At 56.3% G+C, this 19,111-nt stretch carries 19 protein-coding genes; 12 read left to right on the forward strand and 7 right to left on the reverse strand.

Annotation, left to right across the window (positions count from 1 at the left end; all coding sequences use genetic code 11):
- Positions 1-357: 357 nt before the first annotated feature.
- Positions 358-1,038 (reverse strand): heavy metal response regulator transcription factor, encoded by a 681-nt coding sequence (locus tag MST27_RS21700; RefSeq protein WP_243607950.1) that lies wholly within the window; start codon positions 1,036-1,038, stop codon positions 358-360.
- A 443-nt stretch (positions 1,039-1,481) separates the two neighbouring features.
- On the opposite strand from MST27_RS21700, the gene MST27_RS21705 reads away from it, so the two are divergent.
- Positions 1,482-1,688 carry a co-regulatory protein PtrA N-terminal domain-containing protein gene (locus MST27_RS21705; RefSeq protein WP_243607951.1) on the forward strand — a complete coding sequence of 69 codons (207 nt, stop codon included), beginning with the start codon at positions 1,482-1,484 and terminating at the stop codon, positions 1,686-1,688.
- 418 nt (positions 1,689-2,106) lie between these two features.
- Here the strand turns inward: MST27_RS21705 and MST27_RS21710 are convergent, their stop codons facing one another.
- Entirely contained in the window at positions 2,107-2,784 is a 678-nt protein-coding gene (locus MST27_RS21710; RefSeq protein ID WP_243607952.1) for a DUF305 domain-containing protein, read from the reverse strand.
- Between the two features lie 367 nt (positions 2,785-3,151).
- Here MST27_RS21710 and MST27_RS21715 point away from each other — a divergent pair, with 367 nt between their 5' ends.
- Genes MST27_RS21715 through MST27_RS21730 form a run of 4 tightly spaced genes read left to right on the forward strand, consistent with a single transcriptional unit; the run spans position 3,152 to position 7,146 of the window.
- Complete coding sequence (locus tag MST27_RS21715; RefSeq protein ID WP_243607953.1) at positions 3,152-5,008, forward strand: copper resistance system multicopper oxidase; 1,857 nt, start codon at positions 3,152-3,154, stop codon at positions 5,006-5,008.
- An 11-nt stretch (positions 5,009-5,019) separates the two neighbouring features.
- Entirely contained in the window at positions 5,020-5,337 is a 318-nt protein-coding gene (locus MST27_RS21720) for a hypothetical protein (protein WP_128118941.1), read from the forward strand.
- A complete protein-coding gene (locus MST27_RS21725; RefSeq protein ID WP_243607954.1) occupies positions 5,327-6,349 on the forward strand; it encodes a copper resistance protein B in 1,023 nt (340 codons plus the stop codon). The genes MST27_RS21720 and MST27_RS21725 overlap by 11 nt, the downstream gene beginning before the upstream one ends.
- An 8-nt stretch (positions 6,350-6,357) precedes the next feature.
- Positions 6,358-7,146, forward strand: coding sequence for a c-type cytochrome (locus tag MST27_RS21730; protein ID WP_243607955.1), 789 nt, complete (start codon positions 6,358-6,360; stop codon positions 7,144-7,146).
- Between the two features lie 203 nt (positions 7,147-7,349).
- Here MST27_RS21730 and egtD read toward each other — a convergent pair whose 3' ends face one another.
- Positions 7,350-8,315, reverse strand: a complete 966-nt coding sequence (gene egtD, locus MST27_RS21735) for an L-histidine N(alpha)-methyltransferase (protein WP_243607956.1) — start codon at positions 8,313-8,315, stop codon at positions 7,350-7,352.
- 131 nt (positions 8,316-8,446) lie between these two features.
- On the opposite strand from egtD, the gene MST27_RS21740 reads away from it, so the two are divergent.
- The 3 genes from MST27_RS21740 (at position 8,447) to MST27_RS21750 (ending at position 12,991) form a co-directional block, all read left to right on the forward strand.
- Positions 8,447-10,339, forward strand: coding sequence for a glycoside hydrolase family 15 protein (locus tag MST27_RS21740; RefSeq protein ID WP_243607957.1), 1,893 nt, complete (start codon positions 8,447-8,449; stop codon positions 10,337-10,339).
- A 148-nt stretch (positions 10,340-10,487) separates the two neighbouring features.
- Complete coding sequence (locus MST27_RS21745; RefSeq protein WP_243607958.1) at positions 10,488-11,963, forward strand: vitamin K epoxide reductase family protein; 1,476 nt, start codon at positions 10,488-10,490, stop codon at positions 11,961-11,963.
- A 35-nt stretch (positions 11,964-11,998) separates the two neighbouring features.
- Complete coding sequence (locus MST27_RS21750; protein ID WP_243607959.1) at positions 11,999-12,991, forward strand: SDR family oxidoreductase; 993 nt, start codon at positions 11,999-12,001, stop codon at positions 12,989-12,991.
- A gap of 5 nt (positions 12,992-12,996) precedes the next feature.
- Here MST27_RS21750 and MST27_RS21755 read toward each other — a convergent pair whose 3' ends face one another.
- Complete coding sequence (locus MST27_RS21755) at positions 12,997-13,314, reverse strand: co-regulatory protein PtrA N-terminal domain-containing protein (protein WP_243607960.1); 318 nt, start codon at positions 13,312-13,314, stop codon at positions 12,997-12,999.
- 494 nt (positions 13,315-13,808) lie between these two features.
- Here MST27_RS21755 and MST27_RS21760 point away from each other — a divergent pair, with 494 nt between their 5' ends.
- From MST27_RS21760 to MST27_RS21770, 3 genes are all read left to right on the forward strand, one after another.
- Entirely contained in the window at positions 13,809-14,138 is a 330-nt protein-coding gene (locus MST27_RS21760) for a four-helix bundle copper-binding protein (protein ID WP_243607961.1), read from the forward strand.
- Between the two features lie 174 nt (positions 14,139-14,312).
- A complete protein-coding gene (locus tag MST27_RS21765) occupies positions 14,313-15,350 on the forward strand; it encodes an SDR family NAD(P)-dependent oxidoreductase (protein WP_243607962.1) in 1,038 nt (345 codons plus the stop codon).
- Between the two features lie 186 nt (positions 15,351-15,536).
- Positions 15,537-16,559 carry an ion channel gene (locus MST27_RS21770; protein ID WP_243607963.1) on the forward strand — a complete coding sequence of 341 codons (1,023 nt, stop codon included), beginning with the start codon at positions 15,537-15,539 and terminating at the stop codon, positions 16,557-16,559.
- 52 nt (positions 16,560-16,611) lie between these two features.
- Here MST27_RS21770 and MST27_RS21775 read toward each other — a convergent pair whose 3' ends face one another.
- Genes MST27_RS21775 through MST27_RS21785 form a run of 3 tightly spaced genes read right to left on the reverse strand, consistent with a single transcriptional unit; the run spans position 16,612 to position 18,191 of the window.
- Entirely contained in the window at positions 16,612-17,127 is a 516-nt protein-coding gene (locus MST27_RS21775) for a hypothetical protein (protein ID WP_243607964.1), read from the reverse strand.
- A gap of 50 nt (positions 17,128-17,177) precedes the next feature.
- Positions 17,178-17,633: a DUF305 domain-containing protein gene (locus tag MST27_RS21780; protein ID WP_243607965.1), complete on the reverse strand. Its 456-nt coding sequence runs from the start codon at positions 17,631-17,633 to the stop codon at positions 17,178-17,180.
- 12 nt (positions 17,634-17,645) lie between these two features.
- Positions 17,646-18,191 (reverse strand): c-type cytochrome, encoded by a 546-nt coding sequence (locus MST27_RS21785; RefSeq protein WP_243607966.1) that lies wholly within the window; start codon positions 18,189-18,191, stop codon positions 17,646-17,648.
- Between the two features lie 233 nt (positions 18,192-18,424).
- Here MST27_RS21785 and MST27_RS21790 point away from each other — a divergent pair, with 233 nt between their 5' ends.
- A complete protein-coding gene (locus MST27_RS21790; protein ID WP_243607967.1) occupies positions 18,425-19,096 on the forward strand; it encodes a formate/nitrite transporter family protein in 672 nt (223 codons plus the stop codon).
- Positions 19,097-19,111 lie beyond the last annotated feature (15 nt).

Genomic DNA, 19,111 nt, shown 5'->3' on the forward strand with positions numbered 1-19,111 from the left:
GGGTCAGTTTTCGGTCAGCGGCAACAGCAGTCGTTACGAAGCCCCCGGAGCGCCTTTGCAAAGAGTTTGGCGTTGAGTTCCAGCCGCAGGAAAGCTCGAGCTGTGGCTAGGTTACTGCAGGCCCGATTCTGCGCAAGCCGCTTAACGTCGATCCACACGATGACGCTGTGCCGACATTTGAGGCTAACGTGGGAGTGTTTGGTCTCCTACATCCCTCGTGAGCGCCGAAGGCATTAGGTGTTATTAGCCATACCGGCAAACAACAACGTGACCGAAAGGAATGGACAGCATCTATTGCCCCGACAGCTTAGAAATTACTGGTCCTGAATCGCAAGCGCCCACCATTTTGATATTGCTTCAGGTGCCCGGCGCATCGATCAAATACCCCATCCCGCGAGCCGTCTGTATCAACTTGGGCTCAAACTCGTCATCAATTTTCGCCCTCAACCGCCGGACGGCCACTTCAATCACGTTGGTATCGCTGTCGAAATTCATGTCCCACACCTGGGATGCGATAAGTGATTTGGAGAGGACCTCCCCGCGGCGTCTCAGCAATAGCTCAAGAAGCGCGAACTCTTTGGCTGTTAGGTCTATGCGTTTCCCTGAACGCACAACCCGACGCTTCAGAAGGTCCACCTCCAAGTCGAGGAGCTTGAGAGTTGTCTGGTTGGGAGCATGGTTGCCGCGGCGAAGCAACGTGCGGATCCTGGCTAGCAATTCGGAGAACGCAAACGGCTTGATTAGGTAATCATCAGCACCCAACTCCAATCCCTTCACTCGATCCTGAACCCCGTCACTGGCCGTGAGAAAGAGCACTGGGACGTCATTGCCAGCGGCGCGGACTTTCTGTAGGACCTGCCAGCCATCAAGTCCAGGCATCATTACATCCAGGATAAGCAAGTCGTAGGCCTCACTAAGCGCATGCTGAGCAGCATCCGTCCCGTTCATAACCCGATCGACAGTAAAGCCCGCTTCGGTGAGCCCCTGCTGTAGGTAAGTGCCCGTTTTAGGCTCGTCTTCGGCAACAAGAAGCTTCATCAATGATCCTCTGTCTGAAATAGGGAGCAGTGTGCCGGCTGCCAAAGGGGGCGGCTAGCACCTTACAAAAACGTAACGTTCGCGTCAGCCATCTGACAGCGAGCTACGTTAGTATCAGGAAAGATATGAAGTTTCCGCTCACGTTTATTACCTGTATTTCTGGCTGACCATGCTCCTTTGGCCTATCGGCGCCTTCACGGCGCCATTTTTTTGGCCGGAGGTTGGCAGAAGCACTTCGGCTGTCTGAAGCGATAAGACGTCTTACTTGGGGTAAATGCATTTTGAAAGCCGTTAGTACTTGGACGCCATCTCTGACAAAACTGTAATTTCGCCATCAGCAATCTGACAGGAACGCTCGGTTACCTTAGACACAAGCCCAGACCGACGGCTCCTCTAATAGAGCTGCGTTGGGTATCCGATGTCTTTCTATGAGGTAGCAAGCAATGAAAATTTTAAGATCCCTATCTGTACTGCTCGTTATCGCAGCAAGCTCGTCCTATGCAATGGCAGAGGGTGGTGGCGACCGTACCTTTGCTCGCATGGAGCAGGCTCGCCAAGAGGCGCTCGCGAGTTATCAGGCTGACCAGAAGGGCGAGGCTCAAGCGGTTGCCTCCAAAGAGGCTTTACAAGAAAAGCACCACAAGTGCTGAAGCGGCGGCGTTGAATGGTGACAATTCGAGGTTAATGCATAGCAAACGACTCAGGTTGGCCTGAAGTAGCCAGGCATTTCTGGCTACTTCAGCACTCGTTGATTTTTAAGAAGCGAAATCGATCAAACAATGTGGGCCTGGGTAGGAGCGAGTAGGAACAATCGGTTCTGTCGGGCGTACCCCTTTCAGTATGAACAATTCCTTTGCGGCGCTGTTTGCGCTAGCCGGCCTACTTGGTGCCGACGAAGCCCGTCTGCTCTATCGAAAAACTAGGCGGGTGGAGTCGGGGTACTCACCAAATCAGAAACGCTTCTACAGTGTCTATTTAATGAGCCAGCCGGCTAGCGATAGTCTTTCTAACGCAAACTATGCCGGCTCGCTCAATTAATTACGGCGCTAAGCAGTCAGAGCATCTTGATCATCTTCTAGTGATCGGGTTATATGGCTGATAGTCACAAACATTGAATCGCTCGCACAATTGCGCGCGCATATCATTGATTTGCCTCGTCTGAGTTTGAACGATGCCCTCGCAATAATGCTTGAGCTCTTCATGTTTCAGATCGAACTTGACCCGGCACTCCTGGCTCGGGCCTAGAGCCAAATAATGATGATTGCTGAAGTTTGCCAGAAAAGCCCTATCGAATTGCGCTCCGGGGCTTTCATACGTAAGCGCTTGGATCGCCCGCTGCCCTGCAGGTGTTACTTGCGGTACATGAGCCACACCGTACCACTCAAGCAGAAATCGTTGAGCCTTCGCTATTTCCTCACGCTGCGAACGGTTTGCCATACGAGCCATTGATTTTATTTCTTCAGCGCTCGCTTTAGCCGGTGTAGCTGCGGAACTAGGGGTGGGGGCGGTTCCTTCCCTTGGATTATTGACCTGCGGATCACGCTGTACATCTGTTCCGGCAGCTAGTTCGGTCATCCTCAGTGCAGAAAAATGATGGTCGATAATGAACTTCAAATAGGACTGTTCGAAAGGTGCCGTCCTTCCGTTTCCCGGTCCAGCCGCTTGTGTGGGAGCAGAGATAAGAGCACCGGTGAGCAATACGGTAGCTCCTAAAAAGCCAACACGGCGCAATGAGTAACTAGCCATGGTATTAATTCCTGTAGGGATGTAACGCCGAAGTGATCCTCTGCTCATCTTTTCGAAAAACAGACGCAACGAGCATTGATGCAATCGATTGCTTTTCAGAAATTAAGTTCCTCTTTCGCAATGGGCATTGCTCAGCTCGGTTTCGAGGACCGGAATCCCCTTGTCACATAGGTAAACCAGGTGTCGCTAACAGCGTCTAAGCTTACAGAAATGTAATCGTCGCTTTGCCAGAGATATGCCATCTTTCTGTTTACTAGGTGGGTCGTTTTCTTCGACAGACCGTAAACGAGTAAGCCCAACAAACGCTGTCCACAATCGTTTGCACGATCGTTGTCAGTTTGGCTCCTTAGCTTGATTGGATGCACGCATGCAACATAAAACCTCAAGGCGAACCTTCGTTAAAGGCCTGACAGCCGCTGGCATCATTGGTGGTCTTGGCTTGTGGAGGGCCCCAGTTTGGGCAGTGAGCAGCCCCGGCCAGCCCAGCGTCTTAACCGGCACAGAGTTCGATCTGCTCATTGGCGAGACGCCGGTTAACATCACCGGGGCGGCCCGGACGGCGATGACCATCAACGGGACCATCCCAGGCCCGATTCTACGTTGGCGTGAAGGCGATACCGTCACGCTACGCGTGAGAAACAGGCTGAGCGAAGATACGTCGATTCACTGGCATGGCCTGATATTGCCAGCCAACATGGACGGCGTACCGGGGCTGAGCTTCCAGGGCATTGCGCCCGACGGCATGTACGAATACAAGTTCAAGGTTAAACAGAACGGTACTTATTGGTACCACAGTCATTCGGGACTGCAGGAGCAGGTTGGCGTCTACGGCCCATTGGTCATCGATGCCAAGGAGCCGGAACCCTTTAGCTATGACCGCGACTATGTCGTGATGCTGACCGATTGGACCGACGAGGATCCCGGTCGTGTTCTATCCAAGCTCAAGAAACAGTCGGATTACTACAACTTCAACAAGCGCACAGTCGGCGACTTCATAAACGACGTCAGCGAGGATGGCTGGGCGGCCACCATCGCGAACCGGAAAATGTGGGCGCAGATGAAGATGAGTCCGACCGACCTCGCGGACGTCAGCGGCTATACGTACACCTACCTAATGAATGGCCAGGCGCCCGACGGGAACTGGACAGGCCTATTCAAACCTGGCGAAAAGCTTCGTCTGCGCTTCATCAACGGCTCGGCCATGAGCTATTTCGATGTCCGCATTCCTGGGCTGAAGATGACAGTGGTTGCAGCGGACGGGCAGTACGTTAACCCGGTCAGCGTCGATGAGTTCCGCATTGCCGTAGCTGAAACCTACGACGTAATCGTCGAGCCTGCCACCGAAGAGGCGTACACCATTTTCGCCCAGTCCATGGACCGCACTGGCTACGCCCGTGGCACGTTAGCCGTTGCCGCAGGGCTGAGCGCTCCGGGTCCAGAAACCGATCCCCGCCCGCTGATTAGCATGGCTGACATGGGGATGGATCACGGCAGCATGGGCGGTATGGGTGGCATGGACCACGGAGGCGGCATGCAGGGCAGTATGGCCGCGATGGACCACAGCAGCATGTCCGGCATGGACCACAGCAACATGTCCGGCATGGACCATAGCGGCATGCAGGGGATGGACCATGCCATGGGCAACGCGGGCGATATGGCTGGAATGGATCACTCAGGGATGTCCGGCATGAGCGGAGGCATGCAATCACACCCGGCGTCAGAGACAGATAACCCGCTGGTCGACATGCAGACCATGACTCCTGCACCCAAGCTGAACGATCCAGGTATTGGTTTGCGTGATAACGGTCGTCGCGTGTTGACCTATGCAGACCTCAAAAGCACATTCCCCGATCCGGATGGGCGAGAGCCCAGCCGAACAATCGAATTACATCTCACCGGACACATGGAGAAATTCTCCTGGTCATTCGACGGCATCGAATTCTCTGATGCTGAGCCGCTACGTCTCAAGTATGGCGAGCGGGTTCGCATCACGTTGGTCAACGACACCATGATGACCCATCCCATTCATCTCCACGGCATGTGGAGTGATCTAGAGGACGAAGATGGAAAGTTCATGGTCCGCAAACACACCATCGACATGCCACCAGGCACGAAGCGCAGCTATCGCGTAACCGCTGATGCGCTTGGCCGCTGGGCCTATCACTGCCACCTACTGCTGCACATGGAAATGGGTATGTTCCGCGAAGTTCGAGTGGATGAGTAAAAGGAAATATTATGAGTACATTTATGAAGCGCAAAACCCTTATCGGCGGTGCCTTGGTGCTTGGTCTGCTGGGCGCAATGCAAACGTCTGTTGCATTCGCAGCGGGCAGCCATGACGAGCACAAGCAACCTTCAACCTCGTCACAGGGCTTAGACAGCAAGTCGGCACCAAAACCACACAATTCTTCTCGCTCGCAAATGAACCACGGCGATATGGACCACGGCTCGATGGATCATGAATCCATGGACCATAGCGGGATGAACCACGACAAGATGAGTCCGGACCCAAAAGCAGCCGACGCTGAGGTGGATTCAAACCATGCGCACTAGACTTTCACGCTTTGCTCTGACGGCATTTGGGCTTTCGCTGAGCGCTTTGGCTACGGGAGGCGTCAATGCAGCCGAGATGATGGATCACTCGATGCACCAGACGCCGTCTAATTCATCATCTCAGCCCCCTGCGTCTCAAGACACATCTTCATCTAGCGCTCGTGATGCCGGGGGGCAGATGGATCATTCGGCAATGGGTCATGGTGCGATGGACCACAGCAAAATGAACCATGGCCAGATGGACGCTACGGATCACGCTGCAAGGAAGCATGACGAAACCCTCGAGATGCCTGGCATGATGCACCCATCTTTCATTCCGATATTGACCGATGCGGATCGGGAAGCCGCTTTTCAGCCTCTTCAGGGGCACACCGTCCATGACAAGTATCTCGCCTCGTTTTTCCTACTTGATCAATTTGAATACCAGGACGCCGATGAAGGCAGCACGCTAAGTTGGGATGCGTCTGGCTGGATCGGTGGGGATATCGATCGTTTCTGGTTTCGCTCCGAGGGAGAGCGTACCAACGGCGTAACCGAGGATGCCGAGCTGCAGCTGTTGTATGGGCATGCGATCGGCCCTTGGTGGGACGTGGTTGCAGGTGTTCGTCAGGATTTCAAGCCCGAGTCACCGCAAACCTGGGCAGCCTTCGGCGTACAGGGGATGGCGCTATATGCCTTCGAAGCTGAGGCTACCGCGTTTATTGGCGAGGGTGGTCAGACGGCAGCGCGCCTGGAAGGTGACTACGACATCCTTCTCACCAATCGGCTCATTCTACAGCCGACCGCTGAGCTGAACTTCTATGGCAAGAACGATCCGCAGCGCGGCATTGGCTCCGGCCTTGCTAACGCGGAGGTTGGCTTACGTTTGCGCTATGAAATAGTGCGTGAGTTTGCGCCCTACGTCGGCGTTACATGGAATCGCTCTTTCGGTAACACAGCAGATATGGCTCGTGATGAAGGCGAAGATCGAGAAGAGGCGCGCCTTGTCGCTGGCATTCGGATGTGGTTCTAAGGAATAAGATGAAAACCATCATTGCGACCTTGGCTGTAGCGTTTGTTGCCGCTGTAACTGGCGTAGCGGGAGTTGTCTATTTTGGCTTGATAAATGTGGGTGCTGATGATCCGCATACAGGTCCGGTACATGCGTTTCTAGACACTGCCCGAAATCGTTCAGTTGAAGTTCGTGCTAACGATATCGAGGTACCAAACCTCGATAACGAAGCCCAGATTCGAGCCGGGGCCGGTAACTACGACTCGATGTGTGTGGGATGTCATTTGTCGCCTGAAGCAGCACAAACCGAATTGAGCGAAGGCCTCTATCCGGCACCGCCGAACCTGGCTAAAACGGGAATCTACGATGATCCTGCGAAGACATTCTGGGTGATAAAACACGGAATTAAGGCGTCGGGTATGCCTGCTTGGGGCAAGAGTATGGACGACCAATACATCTGGGGGATGGTAGCGTTTATCAAACAGCTTCCAAATCTAGATGCCAGGCAATACCGCGATATGGTCGCTGCCAGTGGCGGACACCAGCATGGCGGTGGTGAAACCGCCGTCGGAAACCATCATGGTGACAGTCAGGCAGAAGATGGCGGGGATCATCATGGAAATTCTGGCGCCGATCATCACGGCTCTGCCAGTCCCATGGGCCATAGCGATAGTGGCACGCATGCCGAAAGCAGCTCAACGGAGCAAAGCGGAAGCGATCATCATGCTCCAGGGAGCGCGAGCGACCACCACGCCCCGACGCCTACGCCAACAACCCACACTCATGCAGATGGCAAAAAACATGTGCATGAGGATTGACCCCGTTGACGGCGACGGTCTTCGGCTCATTGCGGGTAGACGAGTTCAGAGGTGGACTGTTCAGGGTTGGAGCCAGGCAGCTGCGTTCTGTTGAGATGGCTTATGTCCTACCGAATAACTGCTCAAACGGGGCGAGTCGGCCAGCCGCTGCGCCGGATGCCCTGTCGGTCAGCGCCGGTGGGTAACCAACGTGGCGTAGGACCTCAGCCCGTGCGCTTGAGGTAATGCACGCTGAACAGCTGCTGCGGGTCAGTCCACTGCTGGATACTGTCGAAGCGCGCCAAGCGTGCCAGCGCAGCGAAGGATTCGAGACTGTACTTGTAAGAGTTCTCAGTGTGCAGAGTCTCTCCGGCTTCAAAGTGAAAGCGTCGTCCCTCAATGATCACGGTTTGCTCTTCGACGCTGGCCAAGTGCATCTCGATGCGCGACTGCACGGCATTGAAGATCGCCTTGTGTGTGAAGCGCGCCGGGTCGATGTCGCTGGCAAGCTCGTTGCGGATGCGTTCGAGCAGGTTCAGGTTGAATGCAGCGGTGACCCCGGCTGCATCGTTGTAAGCCGCCTCTAGCACCGCCCTGTCCTTGACCAGATCAACACCGACCAGCAGGCCCCCGCCGACCGGCAGCAGGCTGTGCAGGCGGCGTAAGAACTGCTGCGCCTGGGCAGGGGTGAAGTTGCCGATGCTGGAGCCAGGGAAAAAGGCTAACGGGCAGCGGCTGTCGAACCCCTTAGGCAGGTGCAGTTCATCGCAGAAGTCTGCGGACAGCGCGTGGACGTCTAGCCAGGGGTAGTCGGCCGCCAGGCGCTGGGTACTGCTGCGCAGGAAGTCATCGGAAATGTCGATGCCCAGATAGCTCGTCGGGCGCATGGCTTCGAGCAGTAGGCGCACCTTACGGCTGGCGCCACTGCCGAACTCGATCAGGTCTGCGTCCGGTCCGGCAATCTCGGCAATCTCGGAGGCAGCCTGGGTCAGAATCGCTACCTCGGTGCGCGTTGGGTAGTACTCGGGCTGCTCGGTGATCTGCTCGAAGAGCTCCGAGCCGCGGCGGTCATAGAAGAATTTCGGCGAAGCCCATTTCGGCGTGGCGGCCAAACCTCGCAGCGTTTCATCACGAAAGGAAGTGGTGCTGGTCTGGGAAAGCTGGTCGTGGAAGCGAATAGCAAGGGCCATCGAGAACTCCTAGGCAAAGTAGTGCAGGCGCTGTTTTAGGGAGTTTTGGTGCCGTTACAACCGACTGTCGGGTCCGTGAAAAAGTTCGTAGCAGCGGAACGGAGGAGAGTAAACCGAACGTCTTCTGTCGGGTGGGCTCGAAAAGTGGTCAGCCGCCCCGGTTCGGCATTGCACCAACCGAGTACGAGGATCCTATAATGGCTAGCTCCGCGATAACGGAAGCAAACTCCAATTATCCCGCCATCGGTTCGCTGGCGGCGCTAGGTGATGGCCACTCTCTGGCGCTGATAGGCCCTGACGGAGGACTCGAGTGGTTTTGCCCGCGCCGTTTTGATTCTTCGCCCCTGATATGGCCGCTGCTCGACCGTGTGCGAGGCGGCCGAATGCGCCTCGCCGCGAGTGGCGATGCCAAACTAGAGATGCGCTATCTGGACGGGACTGCCGTGCTCGATCAGCGTTGGACATCGGACAAAGGTGAAGCGCGCGTAACGCTGGGGATGGTCTGGCCAGCACAGGAGTCACGGCAGATCTTGCTGTGGTGCGTCGAGGGTATCTCTGGCGAGTTGAACTTCGAGATGATGGTCGAGCCGTCGCGCGGTTTTGGCGAAGCGCCGGTGGCCTGGTCGATGAACGAGACCGGGCAACTGCAGGCCGACGAGCCGCCACTGCGACTCGACGCCGAGTGCCGCTTCGAAGATACCGATGCGGGTTGGCGTGGGTGGCGCTCGGTCAAGGCTGGTGAACGCTTCACCGTGGCGCTGCAGGTAGGGCTCGACTCTTGGCTGCCTGCGCCGCTGCCGTCCGCCCAATCCTGGTCGCGCCTCGAGGGCACGATTGACGCCTGGCGCGCCTGGAGCGGCCGGCTGCGCTGCCCCGAGAGGCACCGCGACCTCATCGTACGCAGCGCCATTACGCTCAAGCTACTCATTCATCAGCCGACCGGGGCGGTAGTCGCCGCAGGCACCACCTCGCTACCCGAGGCTCTCGGTGGCACACGCAACTGGGATTATCGCTACACCTGGTTCCGCGATGCCGGGATGACGCTCGCCGCTCTGTTCAGCCTCGGCTGCCACGACGAGGCCCACCGTTGGGCGCAATGGCTGCAAGATACCGTCGAGCGACATGGCATGCCGCTGCAGATCCTTTATACGGTGGACGGCCTGCCTGCGCCGAGCGAACGCGAGATTGAAAACGCTGACGGTTATTGCGGCTCCGCGCCGGTGCGGGACGGCAATGCCGCCGATACGCAGCGTCAGCTCGATATCTATGGCGAGCTGCTCGAATGTGTCTACGTCTGCGACAGTATGGAAGCATCGATTTTGCAAGCTCATTGGCCGCATATGCTTGCGGCGGCTAATTTTATTGCTGGCAACTGGCGTGAACCGGACCAGGGCATCTGGGAGGTGCGCAGCGAGCCGCGCCAGTTCGTCCACTCGAAGGTCATGGCCTGGGCCGGGCTGCAACGCGCGCTGTGGCTGCAGCGGCGGCACGACCTCAAAGCAGATGTGGCGACCTGGCGGCGCGAAGCCGACGCGATTCGTGAGCAGGTGCTGCGTGAAGGCCTCAGCGCGGACGGCCGCCACTTCGTTCGCGCCTACGGCGATGAAGGATTGGATGCGGCGCTGCTGTTACTGGCCCGTAGTGGCTTCGTCGCTGGCGACGAAGCGTTATTCCGCGCCACCTTGGATGCCGTACGCGACGCCTTGGCAATCGAAGGCCAGCCCTACTTGGTGCGGCGCTACCTTTCGAACGACTTTGATGGACTGAACGGCAGCGAGGGGGCTTTTCTAATCTGCAGCTTCTGGCTGGTCGAGGCAATGATTGAGGCCGGGGCACAAGCCGATGCTGAGGCCATGTTCGAGCAGTTGCGAAACCTGCAGGGCAAGTTCGGTCTGTTTGCCGAGGAAGCCGATCCGGCGAGCGGCGCCCAGCGCGGCAATCTTCCCCAGGCGTTCTCGCATGTAGGGCTGATTAATGCTGCCATCAGCCTAGCAGATAGAAGCGGGCGCGCTGCTCGACCCTAGTGGGTTCTTGCAAACGAATCGAACATGCAAGCCATGCGACTGATACGAACTGATCTGAACTCAGTCGGGTGTGGTCGGTCGGTTTCTGGGTAGGCCAAGCGGTCGTTACTCGGCCCGTCTTTCATCTCATTCGAACCGGAGCCGATCGATGGAGCACCAGGGTGAGTATCTGCGTCAGGGCGCGATGAAGTCCGATCAAAGCATGGACGATCACATGCAGGCGATGGAGCATCGCCACCTGGCCACGCTGTGGTGTCATTTTCTCAACGCGTTGCTGGGCTTCTGGGTAATGAGCGCGCCCTTCGTCTTCGGCTACCTGAACATTGCCCCTGACGACCTCGACCTGGCGCGTCTGGCCGCGGAGCGCGAACTGCCCGACGTCGCTACCCGCGCCTGGCTGATGACCTGGAATGATGTTGTCAGCGGCGCACTGATCGTGCTTTTCGCAATACTCTCGCTCAAGCGTATTGGCTGGGCCAGTTGGGCCAATACGGTTATGGGGCTCTGGCTGATGAGTGCACCATTGCTGTTCTGGACACCATCGCCGGCCGGTTATGGCAATGCTTTGCTTGTAGGTGGGCTTGTCATTACTTTCTCGGTCCTTGTGCCGATGATGCCGGGCATGAGCATGAGCGGCATGATGCAAAAGGCCGCCGTGCCGCCAGGCTGGGATTACAACCCTTCGACTTGGTTGCAGCGCCTGCCAATCGCCGTACTAGCTTTGATCGGAGTACTTCTGGCGCGCTACCTGACCGCCTACCAGCTTGGTCATACTGCCAATGCCTGGGACCCATTCTTCTCGGCGCCCGGCACCGGCCCAGCGGAGAACGGCACCGAGACCATCATTACCTCTGACATGTCGCGCGCCTGGCCGGTCTCCGATGCTGGGGTCGGTGTGCTGGCCTACATGATCGAGCTGACCATGGCGGTAATGGGCGACGCGCGGCGTTGGCGCACGATGCCATGGATGGTCGCTGCTTTTGGCGTGGTGGTGGTGCCGCTAGGCGTGGTGAGCATCTTCTTCATCATCGCCCAGCCAATCATGATCGGCACCTGGTGCACTCTATGCCTAATGCAGGCGCTGGCGATGCTGGTGATGATGCCTTACGCGCTTGACGAGCTCGTCGCCATGGGCCAGTTCCTCAAGGACGCCAAGCGCCGGGGCAAGCCGATGTGGCGCACTTTCTTCAAGGGCGACGCGATGGAGGGTTGCCGGCAGGACGACTCGCCGGAATTCTCCGGCAGCCTGTCCGACATGGCGCAGCAGGGACTGCGTGGGGTCAATCTGCCGTGGGGCCTGCTGCTGCTTTGTGTACTGGGCGTCTGGCTGATGTTTACCAGACTGATCTTCGGCACCGAAGGTGCCATGGCCAACAGCGATCACTTGATGGGCTCGCTGCTGCTCACCGTCACCGTGCTCGCGCTAGCCGAAGTCGCTCGCCCGCTGCGCTTTCTCAACCTGCCGATCGGCCTTTGGTTGCTCGCCGCCCCCTGGTTTCTCGACGGCGGGTCAACGGCCTCAACAATCGGCAGCCTGGCCGCAGGCATGCTGGTGATCGGCCTCAGCCTGCCACGCGGGTCGATCCGCCACCGCTATGGTGGCTGGAATCGGCTGATTCGCTGAACCTTCGTCAGAGCTTCGAGCAGGAGTCGATTTGCATGAGTGAACCGACAGCGGTAATTACCGGCGGGACCGCCGGCGTCGGCCGCGCTACTGCCGTAGCGTTTGCTCGCGCCGGTTATCAGGTGGCAATACTGGCGCGCGGCGAGCAGGGACTGGCCGACACCCGCGACGAGTTGATGGGCCTGGGCGCTAAGGTGCTGGCGATCCAGTGCGACATGGCCGATGCCGCCGCCGTGGATCGCGCCGCCGAGCACATCGAGCAGAAACTCGGGCCGATCGAGGTATGGGTCAATAGCGCCATGGTCACGCTTTTCGGACCAATATCGACACTTAAGGCTGGCGATATCGGTCAGGTTACCAACGTCACCTACATGGGCTTCGTCCACGGCACACTCGCTGCGCTGCGGCACATGCGAGAGCGCGACCGAGGCACCATCGTCCAGGTCGGATCGGCGCTTTCTTATCGCTCGATTCCGTTGCAGGCGGCCTATTGTGGTGCAAAGTTCGCCATCCGTGGATTCACCGACTCGCTGCGCAGTGAGCTGATCCATGATAAGAGCCGCATCCGCGTGACCATGGTGCAGTTGCCAGGCCATAACACGCCGCAGTTCGACTGGGCCCGCAATACCTTTGGCAAGCGCCCACAACCGGTGCCGCCGATCCACACACCGGAAGTAGCCGCGCGGGCCATCCTGCGCGCAGCTATCGATAAGCCACGCGAACTCTGGCTGGGCAAGGCAGCGTTCCAGGCTATTCTCGGCAACATGGTTCTGCCCGGCGTGCTCGACCGGATGATGGCCAAGCGCGCCTGGGAAGGGCAGCTTACAGACGAGGATGAGGAGCCCAGTCGACCAGACAACCTCTACGGCCCGGTCGAGGGCTTGGCCCGCGCCTCCGGTCGCTTTTCCGAGCGCGCCGTCGACAAAGCCATGGGGCTCAGCGCCGAGACGGTGGGTAAGCTAATTACTGTCACAGTTGTGACTACGGCCGTGATCGTTGGTGTTGTCATCGGGATGATCGCAAGCTGAGCCGCTTAACCGTTATCGACGCCTACAGGGGCTCCCAAATACTCTACGGTATGAATTTTACCGTCAGGAGTCCTTACTTTCATTTCGTAGGTTCTGACTTTTCCATTAGTTGTATAGTTTTGGATTGCATTAGTGGTTCCGGCAGTTCCCTTTGGGGCGATGCTGACTACTGTGCCTTCTTTTAGTAGTTCTTTTATAGTGTGTTTTGCCTCGCCCGCTTCGTTCATGCGATTAAACATGCGATCGCCGCCACCTTCCGCCATTGCTATAGACGAAGCGGTGAAAAATACGATTGAAACGATTGCTGTGGTAAGGGTTTTCATGGCGTTGCCTCTGGATTAGTGATGTCTAGAGATTACGACCACCTCCCTTACAGCAAGCTGATCCGGATATTACAAAGACGTAATCCGCAACCGCTATTGCTAAGTACGGTATCCACCTAACCACGGCAGCGTGCCGCAGTTCTGATCGGATTACCCCATTCTTACTACATCAATCGTTTGGACTAACGCCCACGGTTAGCTCGACTATTGCATCCTTTAACCGTCCGGCGAGTCAATCAGACAGCCCATTCTGCGAGCGCTCTAGACCGGACTAGCTAGGCCGGCCATGCTTTCAGGCCGGTCAGCATCCTTTGCCAAGCCGCATAGTCCTATCCTGGCTTTATGCTTCAGGTGCCGTCGATCACCTTACAGAATTGTAATGAGGCTGATCGAAACGGGTTCGATTGGGGCGTGTCGTATTTTCTGTGCCTGATAAAGCTGATATCCAGCTAAAAGGCCAGACTGCATTCATTTATCGAACTCCGGAGAACACAATGCTGAATACAAAGTTTGCTTCCTGCATTCAAGCTTGTTCTAACTGCGCCCTGGTGTGCGAAACGTGCGCTTCTGAATGCCTACGAGAAGATGATGTAAAGATGATGGCTCGATGCATCGAGCTTGACCGTGACTGCGCGAATATTTGCGCGATGGCGGCTATCCTGATGAGTCGCGGAAGCGAATACGCAAAAGAGCTCTGCGCCCTTTGTGCGAAAGTGTGCCGCGACTGTGGCGAGGAATGCTCTAAACATCAAACGGACCACTGCCAAGAGTGCGCGACTGCGTGCATGAAGTGCGCTGAGGAGTGTGAGCGTATGGCCGCTTAAATGCCGACCCGCTGCCCTGATCAGAGTAACAAGCTCCTTCTGTCAGGGTAGCGAGCCAACTGTTTACTGGTTACTGGTCGACTCCCTTGTGGCGGAGCCGGAGCCTTTGATGAGGATCGTATAGCACGTGAATTGCAGACTATATGGCCGTTCCGACTTTGGCTGGAGACAGCAATGAAGGTTTTGCGACTATCCCCATCGCCGGGACTGGCTTTACTGTTATTGCTTGTTACCGCTCTGCAACTCGGTGGCTGTGCCGTTTCCCCACGTCTGGACTCAGGAGACAAAGCACGCGTTGCCAGTAAAACCTTCGTCATCACTGGTGCCTCTAGCGGCTTCGGCCGCGGCGTGGCGCTCAGGCTTGCCGCTCTGCAAGGCAACGTGGTGTTGGCGGCCCGCCGAACCGAAGTGCTCGAGCAGCTGGCCGCGCAGATACACGAGGCAGGGGGATCGGCATTAGTGATGACAACCGATGTAAGCAGCCCGGATGAGGTACAGGCCTTGGCACAAGCCGCTATTGAGCGCTTCGGCAAAATTGACGTGTGGGTTAACAATGCAGCGGTCGGGGCACTCGGGCGCTTCGAAGATGTTCCTGTCGAGGACCATGCGCGGGTGATAGACGTCAACCTCAAGGGCGTGATCTACGGCAGCCACGCCGCCATGCGCCAGTTCAGAACTCAGGGCTTCGGCACGCTGGTCAATGTCGGTTCAGTCGAGAGTGAAATACCGCTGGCCTATCACGCCTCCTACGCAGCGACGAAAGGTGGGGTCATGAACCTCGGCGCTGCAATCGCCGAGGAGATTCGCCTGAGCGGCAGCGAGACCATTAATGTGGCCACCGTCATGCCTTGGGCTGCGGACACGCCGTTCTGGAAACATGCAGCCAACTACACCGGTGGCACCCCTCGCATGGCCACAATGGACGGCCCTGAGCAAGTCGTTGATGCAATCGCCTGGGTATCGGTTAACCCACGTAAACGTCTGCCGGTAGGCTGGAAAGCCCGAGGCGCGGTGATTTCGCATTCACTTTTCCCGTCTCTAACCGAGCGAATCGCTGCCAACATTGCGCATCACTGGCAGATCGAAAAAGCACCGCCAGCGCCGCCAACGACGGGTTCGCTCTACGAGCCGATGCAATCCGGCACCACTGTTGAAGGTGACGTGCGGGAACGTATGGAGCGGGAGGAGGCAGCACGAAAGCAATCGAAATAACCCGGCGACGCAAGATCAACCGGGGCTGGCCGCGAGCTTGGTGGCAGAAGGTGCTTGAGGCACAAGCACTTTAAACAGCGGTGCAACTGCCGAATCAACTGCACGCTCGGCTGGGCTCAACAAGGCGTCTAATGACACCTGTTCCGATGATGGGCAAATGACGCTACGCCATTTGGAGCATTACACGTGACCTACCTTTATTTCGTCGCCGGCTCTCTCGTCTTCATCGTCACTGCCGCGGAAATCATCAAGACCGTCTTCTCAACGCGAGGGGGAGGCGCAATCACCACGAAGCTGACCAAGGCAATTTGGGCGTTGTTTTTCTTCACCTCGCGGGAAAAGGGAGACGCAAGGCTTCTGGAATATGCGGGACCAAGCATCTTGATCGTTGTTCTCATATGCTGGATTGTAGGCGTCTGGCTAGGCCTGTTCTTAATGCTTATGGCTGATCAAAGCTCAATAGTTTCGAGCACCACGCAAATAGCGACTACACCGTTAGAGAAGCTATATTACGCGGGCTTTACTCTCTCGACTTTAGGCGTGGGTGACTACAAAGCAACAAATGACTTTTGGCGTATATCGACTTCGATTGCCTCGTTTACGGGTCTTGTATTTATTACTTCAGCAATTACCTATTTTGTTCAGGTCTTGTCCGCAGTAAGTCTTCAAAGCAAGCTGAGTCTCTATGTCAATGCGATGGGTAAGACACCACAGGAAATCATAGCTAACGGGCACAACGGATCTGACTTTGAACAGTTGGCTCCGCAATTTCTAACAATTAGCGAGATGCTGTTTGAGCATTCGATCAATCATCAATCGTTTCCAGTCATCCATTATTTTCATGCCAGCGACCCTGGACAGACTGTCATCCCGGCAATAGTAAGAATAGGTGAGGCCAGCGGGATATTGGTTCACGGCTCCGTTAAGTCTAATAATTTACAACTTCCTCTGAAGATGTTGCGCACTAGCCTCGACACATACGTCGGCATGGTGAAGGGGGGCTTAGGGGACGAGCCAGCGAAAGCTGAAAAACCGCCAACGCCAAATCTGTCCATGCTGAGAGAACGTGGCATTGCTCTCGAACAGGATGGAACGACGTATTTCGAGCAGCCGCAGCTCGCACAGCGGCGCCGGTTATTTTCGACATTGCTGCACAGGGACGGTTGGTCATGGCGTCAGGTTTATGGTGAGGAAACGGACTTTACGTAGAGGCGGGTGCGCCTCCTTGCGCAACCCTTCGATGTGCTTGATACCTATTGCTCTAGCTCCGAGTCGGTTGCTCGCAGGTGTACCAGCCTCGGTAACCAACTTTTAACCCCTGGGCCAGCTCAAAATGAAGATCGGCGATAGCTTTTTCGCCGTTAGGCTCGACGTCACCGCCCTTGCCCAGCGCTACAACGACGTTGATGTTGTCGGCTGCGAGCGATGCCCCAGCCCCCAGTGCCGAGTAACCCGCCATGGGTTCACTTGACAGCTGTACCAACTTGCCGTGGATTTTCACAACGCCTCTGGCGAGCCCGCTTTCCCCGTCATGTTTGATAGCGACCACGGGTGGGCTTTCGGCTGTATAAGCAAAATTACAGTAAGGTCCCGAGCCTAGCACCTTGTCTACTTCCGCTTGATCCAGTGTTTGCGGGTCGATAGACGGGATGTCCGGGCTGTCTATAGCTTCGCGACCGCTTACCACTTCTGGCAGCGGGGAGCGCATAAGCGGCACTTTCACACCTTCACCTGGGGCGGGATCTCCGCAGGCGGTAAGCAGCAAAGCGAAAGTCATGGCGCTCCCGGGCAAAACGGACCGGGGCGAAAATGCTCGATACGTTTGCATCAGTTAGCCCTCTCTAAATCATTGATCAGGAACTTCATCTCAGCGATTTCACGGCGCTGAGCCTCGATGATTTCATCTGCGAGTTTGCGAACACGAGGGTCTGAAATCTGAGCGCGTTCACTTGTCATGATCGCGATAGAGTGGTGGGGGATCATAGCTTTCATGTAGCTTGTATCGCCTACCGTAGCCTGGCTGCGAACGAGCCAAAGCGCTACAGCAAAAGCTGCTGCGCCCCCAACGAATATCGCTATGTTCACAGACTTTTTCTTGTACATATTGAGCATGAAAGCCAGCATGACTACGGCCATGACGGCTCCCATTACTAACGCCATCCAAGCACGGGTCTCGCTCCATAAAACATGCTCAAACGCGTAAGTATTCAAATACATTATGCCGTACATAATAATCGTCGCCGTGGCTACCATTGCAGCGAAACGCCAATAAGACATTTGCATTTAAAGCTCCTCTTAGTGATGGCCTGCAGCTGAATTACCTTGACCAAACTCTGCGTATCTTTGCGCGGTCATACCGGGCAGCTGCATTACGAATGCTGTTAAAGCCCAAATCTGCTCATCGTCATGAGTTGGACCGAACGCTGGCATGGCGCTCATCCGAACGCCGTGTTTAACGAGCCAAAACACCTCTCTGGCCTGCCACTCGGTCACTACATCAGGTAGGTGCGGCGGTTGAGGCAGTATTCCCCGTGCCCACTCGCTTTTCTCAACCCCAGGGCCACCGTGACAGTGCTGGCACATGGCCTGATATTCGCGGCCACCTGATGAGATCATTTGAACACTAAACTCAGGGGGTTCAATCGAAGATGCCCTGTCTGCAACCGATGTCTTCATCGTCGTTTCTAAAGCCCAACGCGCCAATGGCTGGTGGTCTTCAGTCGCTGCAACGTTATAGGCACCGGTGTAAACGATGGTAACCCCGACAACAGCGCTTGCGACCAGGGTTCCGACTACGCCAATAGCTATACCGCTAGAGAGATGTTTTTTATTGGATTTCATGGGGACCTCGCCCGTTGGCTCGTTTGAGGGCTTTCACAACTTGGTTGTCACTCAAAAACGGACAAGACGAGGGGTGCTGAGGTTTCGAAGCTTTAACAAGCTTACAAAATTGTAATATTTCGCTGGCCAGTTGCCGTCAAGTCGTGCCTGTTTTACTACGCGAACTAACCTGGCTGCCCGCCATCTAGAACCTACTGATAGTTCTAAGTTTGTTGTAATAAGGCAGATCAAACATGGGCCTGGATTCGAGTCGAACGCAACGTGAAACAGCCAAGCCCAGTGAGGATGGCCACAGATCTTTGAGACGTGACTTCCCGCTAGAGGAAGCTCAAAAGAACTATCACACCATCCTTGAGCAACAGACCGCACGGGCTGAAGAAGAGCTCAGGCGCCCAGCACTGGCGTTGTTCTTATCGGGGCTGACCGCAGGGCTTGACGTAGGTTTTGGACCCTTTGCTATGGCGGTTAACACAACGTTATTCAAAGGAACCCTACCTGACCCTGTCATCACGCTCCTCAACGCCAATCTATATTCGATAGGCTTCGTCTTCGTGGTGCTCGGCTATTCAGCGCTTTTCACGGAGCAAACGGCCTCGGCGGTTCAGCCAGTACTGTCCAGGCGCGCAAGCGTGGGTTCGCTGTTTCGTCTCTGGGCTATTGTGCTGACGGCCAACATCTTAGGAGCTGCTCTTTTCTCGTCTTTCGCAGCGATATTGGGGCCTGCGCTCAATGTCGTCGAGCCACGCGTTTTAGGAGAAATAGCCCACCGTATGGTCGCCAAGCCTTGGTGGGTCATGCTGCTCAGCGGTGTCACAGCCGGATGGTTGATGGGGCTTTTGGCGTGGCTCATAACGGCGGCACGCGATACCACCAGCCAACTAATATGCGTGTGGTGTTGCCGCTGACCGAAAACTGACCCA

Source organism: Stutzerimonas marianensis (assembly GCF_022810315.1).
In the GTDB taxonomy this organism is placed as follows: domain Bacteria; phylum Pseudomonadota; class Gammaproteobacteria; order Pseudomonadales; family Pseudomonadaceae; genus Stutzerimonas; species Stutzerimonas marianensis.